This window comes from Acidovorax sp. IB03, assembly GCF_016406015.1.
Lineage (GTDB): Bacteria > Pseudomonadota > Gammaproteobacteria > Burkholderiales > Burkholderiaceae_C > Acidovorax > Acidovorax temperans.
Map to the genome: position 1 here is coordinate 1 of NZ_JAEFCH010000033.1, position 11,136 is coordinate 11,136.

The following is an 11,136-nucleotide window of genomic DNA, read 5'->3' on the forward strand; positions in this document are numbered from 1 at the left end:
AAGGCGTTTGCAAGCAGGCTCATCAAGCAAAAAAGGGAACGTGTTGAACACGTCCTCTTTTTACTGGATCAAGCCGCCTGCGGGCTTAACTGACTGGCATTGCCACAAAGGGGGCTCTTCTATGTTGACGGCTATGGGCTACTCAACGCCAGTAGGGGTTGCCGTGGTGATGGTAGGGGCGGCGGCCATCCGTGTAGTTGTATTCAATCACTGTCACGGGCGGGGTAATGTAGGCCGCAGGAGCCGGGTAGGTCGATGTGATCACGCCAGGTTGCGCGTAGGTGTTTCCTGATCCATAGACGCCATAGTTGCTTGGCTGCGTTGAATAACTTTGCCCTACCTGTGGCTGGACGGTGACAGGAATCCATTGGCCTGGGTCGTACTGGGTGCGAGTGGTGTATTGGCGACCTGCGTATTCATACACCACGTTGTAGCCCACCGTACGATTTTCAAAATACGTTTCGGTCGTGCAGCGCTGCACGGTTTCGTACTGGGGGCGGCCGCTTCCTTCAATCTGGTTGCCTATTGCTCCGGCCCCATGAAGTCTCAAGCGGCGGCATATTTGACGCGGGGATCCTGAAAGTAGCTCATCACCCGCTCGGGTGACTTCTCCAGCATGGCCATGTGTTCGTTGGCCGCATCGCGCAGTTTTGCCTTTGTTCTGACCGGGACCCGCTTGCCCATGGCCTGCTTGAGGTCGGCGTTCAAACGCTCTTCTGGGTTGAGTTCCGGGCTGTAGCTGGGCAGGTAGAACACCTCGATCTGTTCCTTTCTCTCTGCCAGCCACGCCTTGACCGGTTTGCTGTGATGTACACGCAGGTTGTCAAGGATCAGGAACACCTTCTTGCCCGCGTCCTTGATCAAGGCCTCCAGGAACTCAATCAACTTGTCGCTGTTGAAGGCCTCGTCAATGATCATCCAGCGTGCCTTGCCCCGGTTGGTCACCGTGGCGATCATCGACAGCTTCTGGCGTGTGCTGCCCACCGTGAACGCCACGGGTGTCTCACCTGCTGGTGCATAGCTCCTGCCGCGTACATCGGTGTTGACCAGTGCGGTCTCATCGCCCCAGTGGATTTCGCCGCCCTCAGCCTTGGCCTTGGCCTCGATGGCCGGGTAGTGTTCATCTAGCCAGGCCTTGACGGCTTCGGGGCGTTGTTCGTATGCCTTCTTGATGGGCTTTTGTGGGGTGAAACCCCAGCGTGCCAGGTATTTGCCCACGGTGCGCACACCCAATTTCAAGCCACATTCCTGTTCGATAAGCTGCATCACGGCGGCGCGACTCCACAGGAAGAAGTCCATCTTCAATTGCTCGGGACGTTTGTCGCAGATGGTCTTTTGGATGTGGACTTCTTGCTCGGGCGTGAGCAATCGGGCATCGCCTTTCGTGCGACCACGACCGGCTGGTTTGATGGCTGGCCAGCCGCCTTGCTCGAACAGATCAAGCACCTTGCGCACAGCCGGGTAGCTCAAGCCCGACATCTGCACCAGTTCCATGACTTTGATGCCCCGTTTGTGCAGTCGGATGACTTGCTTGCGCCGCTCGTGAAGCTGCTCCAGGGTTTGGTATCTCGCGTCTTCTTTGTCCATGCTGCTTCGAACGCGAAAATCAGCAGAAAGTTCAATCTTTATGGGGCCCGATCAATAGGACTGCTCCGCCAATCACGCCCAATGCGGTAGCTGCAACTCTCCCATTTCCCTTGCCAATGGCGTTGCCGGCTGCGCCGCCTGCAATGGCTCCCATGACCGCTCCTGCGCCCGAATTACGCGAACCGCTGTAAACCGTCTCGTTGCCGCACACTTGCTGGGGAACGCCCACCTGCTGAACGATAGGGGTGGCGGAGAGTACGCGTCCTTGTTCCTGAGCCCATACGGCAGTGGAGCAAAGCGCTACTGCGGTGAGGATGACTGTCTTTCTCATGGGAAAACTCCTGTCTTGACGGCTTTACAACGCGCGACATCAGAAAGACGTTGAGCGTTTTGCCGCAGTTTTCAGAAAAGAAGTGTGAAGTTGGGTAAATCAAGCCCAAATCCGCACTTTTCGAAGCACATCCTGTATGAGCTAGGGCTGTGCTCTATGAGTCGCAGTGCTGCATCCAGGTCACGGGGGAAAAACCAACCGTCAACGTGGATGCTTCCCCAGAACTCCACGCCACGACGGGTCGCTTGATCAGGCTGGTGTGCTCTTGCATCAGTCGGAGCGCACTTTCGAAGTTGCTTGCGGTTTCTTGCTGAGTAGGAGTCAATGCGCGCCAGGTAGTTCCTTTTCGATTGAGTACCTGGTCCACACCCAGCGTTTCACACCAGACTCGCAATTGCTGTAGCGAGATGCCTTGCTTTTTGAAGTCGTGGAACGCGTATTCCAAAGACCTCTCGGAAAGCCAGGCCCTGGCTTTTTTGACAGTGTCGCAATTGGGAATCCCGTACAGGGTAATTTGGGGTTGTTTCATGGGCGAAATAATGCCTGATCTGCTGCCTCGGCGACAATCGGAGGTCTATGCACACCACACCCCACACATTGGAAGGCTGGCTCCGTCATTGCGAGCAGATTCACCCGGTCGGCATCGATATGGGCTTGGAGCGTGTCCGAGAGGTTGCGCACCGAATGGCGTTGAAGTTCAACTGCCCAGTCGTCACTGTGGCTGGAACCAATGGAAAAGGGTCAACCTGCGCAATGCTGGAAGCGGTTGCGCTACAGGCGGGGTATCGCACCGGCGTGTACACATCGCCCCATCTTGTGCACTTCCAAGAGCGTTGCAGGGTTCATGGCGAGATCGTCGGTCCTGCAGACCTTCTTCCACACTTTGAGGCTGTGGAGAAAGCGCGCACCCAAGGGGGGGAAGAAGTCTCTCTGACCTATTTCGAATTCACGACCTTGGCAATCCTGCGGTTGATGAGCCATTCGTTGCTCGATGTTGCTATTCTTGAAGTAGGCCTGGGGGGGCGGCTGGACGCCACCAATGTCATCGATGCGGATTGCGCCATCATCACCAGCATCGACATTGACCATGTGGAGTTTCTTGGGCCGGACCGTGAGTCTATTGGCCGTGAGAAGGCCGGCATCATGCGCACGGGGCGTCCCGCGATCGTGAGTGATCCGATGGCGCCCCAAAGCGTTGTCGACCACGCCCGTGAAATTGGGGCAGACCTGTGGCGCGTAGGTCATGATTTCAATGTTGGTGGCGACAAGCAGCAATGGAACTGGGCTGGAAGAGGCCGTCGCTATGCTGGTTTGGCGTACCCGGCGCTGCGCGGTGCCAATCAGTTGGTCAATGCAGCGGGTGTCTTGGCGGCATTTGAAGCGTTGCGAGACAAATTGCCCGTAACCGCACAGGCCGTGCGAAACGGTATGGCCATGGTCGATTTGCCCGGGCGTTTCCAAATCGTGCCCGGCCAGCCAACCTTGGTGCTGGATGTTGCCCACAACCCGCACTCTGTGGCTGCGCTCACGGCCAATTTGGACGCCATGGGCTACTACCCGGTCACCCACGCGGTGTTTGGCGCGATGGCTGATAAAGACTTGGGGCCTATGCTTGGGAAGATTGGCCCCTTGGTGGATCGCTGGTACTTCACCAGTTTGCCTACCCCCAGGGCGTTGTCAGGGGCCGAGCTTCAGCAGAAATGGAATGCCGTGCACATGGTCGCGGGAGGCCGAAAGGATGTGAGTTCCAGCGTTTATCCGGATCCCTTGGTCGCGCTAAAGGCCGCAGTAGAGGCGGCAGACCCGGCTGATAGAATCGTGGTCTTTGGCTCGTTTTACACGGTGGGCGGGGTTCTTGTGAATGGAATCCCTCGCCTGAATGCCAAACATCTGGGCGCTTAAGGTCCACACGAGTCGTACTCTCCATGGCATTTTTCAAGTTTCGGTGGCCCGGTCAGGGTGCTTCTGCCGAAAAACCGGCGAAACGCTCCCGCTCTCCGCAAGCGGAAAGCATCGAGGTCATGCGGCGCCGCGCACGGCATCGCCTGATGGGGGCTGCCGTACTGGTTTTGTTGGGCGTGGTGGGGTTCCCCATGTTGTTCGACACTCAGCCGCGCCCCATCCCCGTGGACGTGCCTATCGAAATTCCTGATCGCAACAAGGCTGCACCACTGATGGTGCCTGCAAATGCTGGCGATGCAGATGCGACCAAGTCCGTCGTTGCTAGTTCTGATCGTTCGGGGCAGCAGAGCCGCACCGGTACTGAGCGTTTGACTGCTAGTTCCACTTTGGCGGATGGCGAGGAGTTGGTGTCCTCCAGCTCCAGTGGCAGTAACCGAGCGGCGGTCAAGCCGAATCCTGGCTCGACTGCCGGGGCTGCTGCCAGTGCCGGCACCAAGGCGCCCGAGACAAAAAGCCCTTCAGCCAACTCGCCCAAGGCGGTAGCGCGGACTGACGACGCGGCTACAAAACAGCACCCGGCGGATGTACGAAAGCCTGCAGTGCCCGAGCGCTTCGATGATGAGCGATTCATCGTTCAAGTTGGAGCTTTCGCCGATGCAGACAAGGCCAGAGAGGTGCGTGTCAAGCTGGAGCGCGCAGGACTGAAAACCTACACCCAGGTGGTGGATTCCAAGGAAGGAAAAAGGACACGGGTGCGCGTAGGTCCCTACAGCAGCCGAGCTGAAGCTGACAAGGCGGCCGCACGCATCAAGGGGCTGGATTTGTCGGCGTCCATTTTGACGCTTTGATTCAAGCGCTGCCTTGAGTGATTCATGCACGCACTTGACTGGATCTTCTTGGTGGTTTTGGGAGCCTCCTTGCTGATCGGCGCATGGCGCGGGTTGATCTTTGAGTTGTTTTCTCTTGCCGGGTGGGTTGCTGCATTTTTTGCCGCCCAGTGGTTTGCAGCTGACGTCGGTCAGCGCCTGCCCGTTGCAGGGGGCGAAGGGGCGCTCAGTTATGCCGCAGGATTTGCGGTGGTATTCGTGATCGCAGTTTTTGTTTTTGGCTTGGTGGCTTGGCTTGCCAAGAAAATGATCGAAGCAATCGGCCTGCGCCCTGCGGATCGCAGTATGGGGGCGCTGTTTGGGCTGGTCCGCGGTGGCGTATTGTTGTTGGTGGTTGCTGTGATCGTGGGACTCACGCCGCTGCGCGATAACGCGTGGTGGAAAGAGTCCCTGGGTGCTTATGTGTTGACCCAGGTGCTGGAGTCTTTGAGGCCCGCGCTGCCACAAGAATTCGGAAGTCTTCTTCCTTCGTGGGAATAAGCGACTGCCCTTTGCGGTCGCTTGTGAAATTGGCTTAGTGCAGAAGTTACTGCAATTGGATGGGAACAAACTATGTGTGGAATCGTTGGTGTTGTCAGTGCTGCGCCAGTCAATCAGCTGATTTATGACGCGTTGCTGTTGTTGCAGCATCGTGGCCAGGATGCCGCAGGTATCGTTACCCAGCAAGGCCGCAAGTTTTTCATGCACAAGGCCAAAGGGATGGTGCGTGATGTGTTTCGCACCCGCAATATGCGGGCGCTGCCGGGCAATGTGGGGCTGGGCCAGGTGCGTTACCCCACAGCGGGCAATGCGTACAGCGAAGAAGAAGCACAGCCTTTTTACGTCAACGCCCCATTCGGTATCGTGATGGTGCACAACGGGAACCTGACCAACGCGCATTCTTTGCGTGCGGAGTTGTTCCAAACAGATCACCGGCACACCAACACTGAGAGCGATTCAGAGGTTTTGCTCAACGTTTTCGCACACGAATTGGAGCGTGCGACGCGTGGTGTACCGCTGCAGCCTGATGATGTCTTCACGGCGGTGCGTGCCGTGCACCGGCGGATCAAGGGTTCCTATGCCGTGATCGCATTGATTGCCGGCCACGGTTTGCTGGCATTTCGCGATCCGCACGGGATTCGCCCGTTGGCGATGGGCCGCAGCCAAGACGGCACCGTGATGGTGGGCAGTGAATCCGTCGCACTGGAGGGAACGTCCCACGCATTCGAACGCGATATTCAGCCCGGAGAGGCGGTGTTCATCACGCTGGACGGCACCGTGCATTCCCGCCAATGCGCGGAGGCGCCTCAACTCAACCCATGCATTTTCGAGTTTGTGTATCTGGCACGTCCCGACTCTGTGCTGGACGGTATTTCGGTCTATCAAGCACGCTTGAACTTGGGTGAGGCCCTTGCCAAACGCGTGGTGTCTACGGTGCCACCCAACGAAATCGACGTGATCATTCCGATCCCCGAATCCAGCCGTCCCAGCGCCACTCAGTTGGCGCATTTGTTGGGTATTCCTTACCGCGAAGGTTTCGTGAAAAACCGCTACGTGGGCCGCACGTTCATCATGCCAGGGCAGGGCGTGCGCAAAAAGTCGGTTCGTCAGAAGCTCAATGTGATTGCCAGCGAATTCAAGGGCCGAAATGTATTGCTGGTGGATGATTCCATCGTTCGAGGCACCACTTCCCGCGAAATCGTGCAGATGGCTCGTGATGCAGGTGCTCGCAAGGTGTATCTTGCCAGTGCAGCACCGCCGGTGCGCTACCCGAACGTCTACGGTATCGACATGCCTACCAGCAAAGAGCTGGTAGCCCATGGCCGTACCGTTGAAGAAGTGCGTGAAGCGATTGGATGCGATGCACTGATTTACCAAGACGTGGAAGCCATGAAGCGGGCTGTAGGCTCGCTCAACAGTGCGATCTCCGGGTTTGATGCTTCCTGCTTTGACGGTGTTTACGTGACAGGAGACATTACCGCAGAAGGTATTGCTCGACTGAATGAAGGCCGTGTGGGAACCGAGGAGAACGAAGAAGATACGTCTCGCCTTGCGCTTCCAAACGCCCAGGAGGCCTGACTGCTGACTGGCCGATCAGGCACCACTTCGCTTTGATCCCGTAAAACCAATGAACCAGCAGCGCCGTGAAGTGCGGCGTTGTGCATCCCACTTGCTATGACCGAAAACACCTCTGCACGCGTTCGCACGCGCTTTGCCCCTTCACCTACCGGTTTCATCCATCTCGGAAACATTCGCTCTGCACTGTATCCCTGGGCATTTGCGCGGGCTACGGGCGGTGATTTCATCTTGCGCATCGAAGACACGGATGTGGAGCGTTCCAGCCAAGCTGCGGTGGATGTGATCCTGGAAGGCATGCAGTGGTTGGGGATGCAGCCGGACGAGGGGCCGTTCTATCAAATGCAGCGCATGGATCGTTACAAGGCCGTGCTGGCGCAGATGCAGGAAAAGGGGCAGGTGTACCCTTGCTACATGAGCGTTGCAGAACTCGACGCCCTGCGGGAGCGTCAGATGGCTGCCAAGGAAAAGCCCCGTTATGACGGCACCTGGCGACCAGAAGAGGGCAAAACCTTGCCACCCGTGCCTGAAGGTGTTCAGCCAGTCCTGCGTTTCCGCAACCCCAAAGACGGCGTGGTGGCATGGGATGACAAGGTCAAGGGCCGCATTGAAATCCGCAACGATGAACTCGATGATCTGGTGATTGCCCGCCCAGACGGGACGCCCACGTACAACTTCTGCGTGGTCGTGGACGATATCGATATGGCCATCACCCATGTCATCCGTGGGGACGATCACGTCAACAACACGCCTCGGCAGATCAATATCTTCCGTGCGCTGGGCGTGGAGCCTCCCGTATACGCACACTTGCCGACAGTTCTGAACGAGCAGGGCGAGAAGATGAGCAAGCGCAACGGAGCCAAGCCCGTGACGCAATATCGCGACGAAGGCTACTTGCCCGAGGCCATGATCAATTACTTGGCACGTTTGGGCTGGAGCCATGGCGATGATGAAATTTTCAGCCGCGAGCAGTTCTTGCAGTGGTTCAACCTGGATCATCTTGGCCGTAGCGCTGCGCAGTTTGACGAAGCCAAACTGCGGTGGGTGAATGCCCAGCACATCAAGTTGATGGCGGATGACGCCTTGGCTGCTTTGGTGGCAGAGCAACTGGTGCAGCGCGGTGTGCAGCGTGCAGCTCTGGAGGACGGTCGACTCACGCGCATTTGCGGTTTGTTCAAAGATCGATGCGACACCACGGTGGCACTGGCGGATTGGGCGTATGTCTTCTATGGCGACGTGCAGCCCCAGGCTGCCGAACTGGCCCAGCATGTGACGCCCGCCGTGGCTCCGGCGCTTGACGCGCTGGGCGAAGCTTTGGCTTCTTGTGCCTGGGACAAGGCGTCCATCAGTGCTGCTTTTAAAACCGTCTTGGCTGCGCACGGTCTCAAGATGCCTCAGCTGGCCATGCCTGTGCGCGTGTTGACGGTGGGAACCGCCCATACGCCGTCAGTGGATGCGGTGCTGGAACTAGTGGGACGCGAAAAAGTTCTCTCGCGTTTGCAGAATCGCTAAAAATCTGTATATAATTCAAGGCTGTGATGACGGCGACGCGAAATATAGTTGTTGTTAGAACTGGGGGTATAGCTCAGCTGGGAGAGCGCTTGCATGGCATGCAAGAGGTCATCGGTTCGATCCCGTTTACCTCCACCACAGGTTAGTAAGTTCCAAGGTTTTGACCCTATCGTCTAGAGGCCTAGGACATCACCCTTTCACGGTGAGTACCGGGGTTCGAATCCCCGTAGGGTCGCCAAGTTGTAGCGCTTGGCTTGTGTCTGAGATGCAAGCGAAAGCTATCTACCAGGAGTGGTAGTTCAGTTGGTTAGAATACCGGCCTGTCACGCCGGGGGTCGCGGGTTCGAGTCCCGTCCACTCCGCCAAGTCAAGAAGCTTGTGGTTCGCCGCACGCTCTTGCTCTGAAGAAATTCAGAGTTCAGTGGGGGTATAGCTCAGCTGGGAGAGCGCTTGCATGGCATGCAAGAGGTCATCGGTTCGATCCCGTTTACCTCCACCACAGGTTAGTAAGTTCCAAGGTTTTGACCCTATCGTCTAGAGGCCTAGGACATCACCCTTTCACGGTGAGTACCGGGGTTCGAATCCCCGTAGGGTCGCCAAGTTGTAGCGCTTGGCTTGTGTCTGAGATGCAAGCGAAAGCTATCTACCAGGAGTGGTAGTTCAGTTGGTTAGAATACCGGCCTGTCACGCCGGGGGTCGCGGGTTCGAGTCCCGTCCACTCCGCCAGAAAAGCAAAACGCCGCGATGAATTTCATTGCGGCGTTTTTGTTTTTGCGTTTGCTTTTTAGGAATGAAGAATCTCGGTATTTTTGGCTTGTAGCGCTTATGGGGTAAGCGCTACAAGCTATTAAATTTATAGCAATTAACGTGGTGCCAGGCGAATCGCACCGTCCAGGCGAATGACTTCGCCGTTGAGCATATCGTTCTCAAAAATGTGCACGGCCAGCTTGGCATAGTCTTCGGGCGTGCCCAGGCGGCTTGGGAACGGAACGCCGGCGGCCAGTGCGTCTTGCACTTCCTGGGGCATGCCAAACAGCATGGGAGTGCCGAAGATGCCTGGGGCAATGGTCATGTTGCGGATACCGTTGCGGGCCAGGTCACGAGCGATGGGCAGGGTCATGCCCACGATACCGCCCTTGGATGCGGAATATGCAGCTTGCCCAATTTGGCCATCGTAAGCAGCCACGCTGGCGGTAGAAATCATGGCACCGCGTTCGCCTGTGACTTCCGGGGTGTTTTTGGCCATGGCTTCGGCAGCCAAGCGGATCATGTTGAAGCTGCCCACTAGGTTCACCGTGATGGTTTTGCTGAACAAGGCCAGGGAATGCGCGCCGTTCTTGCCCACGGTTTTCTCAGCGGGCGCAATGCCTGCGCAGTTGACCAGGCCCATCAGTTTGCCCAGCGATACTGCTTTGTCGACCACTGCCTGTGCATCGGTTTCATTGCTGACATCGCAGCGCACAAAAGCTCCGCCGATTTCCTTGGCGACGGCTTCGCCCTTTTCGACCTGCATGTCCGCGATGACGACAGTGCCGCCGCGCAAAGCCAGCATGCGTGCGGTGCCTTCGCCCAGCCCTGAGGCGCCGCCGGTGACGATGAATACTTTGCCCTTGATTTCCATAACGTGTCTCCTAGTTGAATTACGTTGACGTAAACGTCAATTATCAACTACCTCTGTGAAGGAGCTGCGCGAGCACACACAAAAAAGCCCGGCATGTACCGGGCTCTCGGGAGTGGGTTGTGACGGAGTTACTGGAAGCCGACGCGGTCCAGCATCTGCTGCACCTTGGTCACATTGGCTCCCACGGCACTGATGGGAATGGTTTCGCTCTTGAAGGGGGCATTGCCCGTCATGGCCTTGAGTGCGGGGTTGTCCAGCGTCACGCTCTTGACCGCCGGCCACTCGTTGTTGCCGTTGGCGAAGTAGTTTTGGGCTTCGGGGCTTGCCAGGTATTCGAGGAACTTGACGGCGTTTTCCTTGTTTTTGGCGTGTTTGGCGACTGCACCCCCCGCAATGTTCAGGTGCGTGCCCCACGATGCCTGGTTGGGGAACACCACGCCGACCTTGTTCACCACCGCAACGTCTTCCGGTTTGTTGGAGCGCATCATGCGGGCGAGGTAGTAGCTGTTGGTCACGCCAATATCGCACTCGCCGGAGGCCACCGCCTTGATCTGGTCGGTGTCACCGCCCTTGGGGGGGCGGGCCAGATTAGCCACCACACCCTTGAGCCAGGCCTCGGCTTTTTGCTCACCCAAATGCTCGGTCACTGCGCCAAACAGGCTCAGGTTGTAGGGGTGCGAACCCGAGCGAATGCAGAGCTTGCCCTTGTTCTTGGGGTCTCCCAACTCTTCATACGTGTCCACATCGGCTTTTTGGACCTTGACCTTGTTGTAGACGATGACGCGGGCGCGGGTGGACAGACCAAACCACGAAATGCCGCCATCGGCTGCGGGGGCGCTGCGCAGGTTGGCGGGAATGGCGTCGTTCAGCACCTTGGACTGGATGGGCTGGAACAGCCCGTCCACTTCACCCTTGTAGAGCCGGGCCGCATCCACCAGCAAGATGACGTCTGCCGGAGATGCAGAGCCTTCAGCCTTCAGTCGAGCGAGGATGCCTGCATCGTCGGCGTCCACGCGGTTGATCTTGATGCCCGTGGCCTTGGTAAACCCCGTGTAGAGCGCCTCGTCGGTAGAGTAGTGGCGGGCGGAGTACAGATTTACGACTTGCTCTTGGGCCAATGTGGCGCCCGCAGTGGCGGCCAGTGCGCAGGCGGTCAGCAGGGCTTTCACGGTCTTCGACATGGAAATGCTTCTTTCGGGGTTGCGATGTTCTAATGATAAAACAAACGCGAATTATTCTTA

General features: G+C 57.5%; 10 protein-coding genes, 6 tRNA genes and 1 pseudogene. 11 read left to right on the top strand and 6 right to left on the bottom strand.

Annotated elements, in window-relative coordinates:
• Positions 1-142 precede the first annotated feature (142 nt).
• From IHV84_RS15645 to IHV84_RS15660, 4 genes and pseudogenes are all read right to left on the bottom strand, one after another.
• Positions 143-481 carry a hypothetical protein gene (locus IHV84_RS15645; RefSeq protein WP_370541304.1) on the bottom strand — a complete coding sequence of 113 codons (339 nt, stop codon included), beginning with the start codon at positions 479-481 and terminating at the stop codon, positions 143-145.
• A 65-nt stretch (positions 482-546) separates the two neighbouring features.
• Entirely contained in the window at positions 547-1,587 is a 1,041-nt protein-coding gene (locus IHV84_RS15650) for an IS630 family transposase (RefSeq protein ID WP_044395424.1), read from the bottom strand.
• Positions 1,588-1,642: 55 nt separating this feature from the next.
• A pseudogene (locus IHV84_RS15655) lies at positions 1,643-1,918 on the bottom strand (glycine zipper 2TM domain-containing protein); the annotation flags it as partial.
• Between the two features lie 154 nt (positions 1,919-2,072).
• Positions 2,073-2,447 carry an arsenate reductase gene (locus IHV84_RS15660; protein ID WP_142081229.1) on the bottom strand — a complete coding sequence of 125 codons (375 nt, stop codon included), beginning with the start codon at positions 2,445-2,447 and terminating at the stop codon, positions 2,073-2,075.
• Between the two features lie 47 nt (positions 2,448-2,494).
• On the opposite strand from IHV84_RS15660, the gene folC reads away from it, so the two are divergent.
• The 11 genes from folC (at position 2,495) to IHV84_RS15715 (ending at position 9,000) form a co-directional block, all read left to right on the top strand.
• Entirely contained in the window at positions 2,495-3,820 is a 1,326-nt protein-coding gene (gene folC, locus IHV84_RS15665; protein WP_198847553.1) for a bifunctional tetrahydrofolate synthase/dihydrofolate synthase, read from the top strand.
• A 23-nt stretch (positions 3,821-3,843) separates the two neighbouring features.
• Positions 3,844-4,668 carry an SPOR domain-containing protein gene (locus IHV84_RS15670; protein ID WP_198847554.1) on the top strand — a complete coding sequence of 275 codons (825 nt, stop codon included), beginning with the start codon at positions 3,844-3,846 and terminating at the stop codon, positions 4,666-4,668.
• Between the two features lie 24 nt (positions 4,669-4,692).
• Entirely contained in the window at positions 4,693-5,187 is a 495-nt protein-coding gene (locus IHV84_RS15675) for a CvpA family protein (RefSeq protein ID WP_044400473.1), read from the top strand.
• A 72-nt stretch (positions 5,188-5,259) separates the two neighbouring features.
• The gene (gene purF / locus IHV84_RS15680) at positions 5,260-6,765 is read left to right on the top strand and encodes an amidophosphoribosyltransferase (RefSeq protein ID WP_067512848.1); all 1,506 of its coding nucleotides are present in this window, start codon (positions 5,260-5,262) and stop codon (positions 6,763-6,765) included.
• A 96-nt stretch (positions 6,766-6,861) separates the two neighbouring features.
• Entirely contained in the window at positions 6,862-8,274 is a 1,413-nt protein-coding gene (gltX, locus tag IHV84_RS15685; RefSeq protein ID WP_198847555.1) for a glutamate--tRNA ligase, read from the top strand.
• Between the two features lie 62 nt (positions 8,275-8,336).
• A tRNA-Ala gene (locus IHV84_RS15690) sits at positions 8,337-8,412 on the top strand.
• A gap of 24 nt (positions 8,413-8,436) precedes the next feature.
• Positions 8,437-8,512 (top strand) — tRNA-Glu (locus IHV84_RS15695).
• 50 nt (positions 8,513-8,562) lie between these two features.
• Positions 8,563-8,639: transfer RNA gene (locus IHV84_RS15700), tRNA-Asp, on the top strand.
• A gap of 58 nt (positions 8,640-8,697) precedes the next feature.
• Positions 8,698-8,773: transfer RNA gene (locus IHV84_RS15705), tRNA-Ala, on the top strand.
• A gap of 24 nt (positions 8,774-8,797) precedes the next feature.
• A tRNA-Glu gene (locus IHV84_RS15710) sits at positions 8,798-8,873 on the top strand.
• Positions 8,874-8,923: 50 nt separating this feature from the next.
• A tRNA-Asp gene (locus IHV84_RS15715) sits at positions 8,924-9,000 on the top strand.
• Positions 9,001-9,136: 136 nt separating this feature from the next.
• Here the strand turns inward: IHV84_RS15715 and IHV84_RS15720 are convergent.
• Positions 9,137-9,895: a 3-hydroxyacyl-CoA dehydrogenase gene (locus tag IHV84_RS15720; protein WP_198847556.1), complete on the bottom strand. Its 759-nt coding sequence runs from the start codon at positions 9,893-9,895 to the stop codon at positions 9,137-9,139.
• A 128-nt stretch (positions 9,896-10,023) separates the two neighbouring features.
• Positions 10,024-11,076 carry an extracellular solute-binding protein gene (locus IHV84_RS15725; protein ID WP_066692036.1) on the bottom strand — a complete coding sequence of 351 codons (1,053 nt, stop codon included), beginning with the start codon at positions 11,074-11,076 and terminating at the stop codon, positions 10,024-10,026.
• Between the last annotated feature and the right edge of the window lie 60 nt (positions 11,077-11,136).

Coding starts and splice junctions, on each gene's coding strand:
- IHV84_RS15650 (WP_044395424.1), bottom strand. CDS start 1,587: ATGGACAAAGAAGACGCGAGATACCAAACCCTGGAGCAGCTTCACGAG.
- folC (WP_198847553.1), top strand. CDS start 2,495: ATGCACACCACACCCCACACATTGGAAGGCTGGCTCCGTCATTGCGAG.
- IHV84_RS15670 (WP_198847554.1), top strand. CDS start 3,844: ATGGCATTTTTCAAGTTTCGGTGGCCCGGTCAGGGTGCTTCTGCCGAA.
- IHV84_RS15660 (WP_142081229.1), bottom strand. CDS start 2,447: ATGAAACAACCCCAAATTACCCTGTACGGGATTCCCAATTGCGACACT.
- purF (WP_067512848.1), top strand. CDS start 5,260: ATGTGTGGAATCGTTGGTGTTGTCAGTGCTGCGCCAGTCAATCAGCTG.
- gltX (WP_198847555.1), top strand. CDS start 6,862: ATGACCGAAAACACCTCTGCACGCGTTCGCACGCGCTTTGCCCCTTCA.
- IHV84_RS15720 (WP_198847556.1), bottom strand. CDS start 9,895: ATGGAAATCAAGGGCAAAGTATTCATCGTCACCGGCGGCGCCTCAGGG.
- IHV84_RS15675 (WP_044400473.1), top strand. CDS start 4,693: ATGCACGCACTTGACTGGATCTTCTTGGTGGTTTTGGGAGCCTCCTTG.
- IHV84_RS15725 (WP_066692036.1), bottom strand. CDS start 11,076: ATGTCGAAGACCGTGAAAGCCCTGCTGACCGCCTGCGCACTGGCCGCC.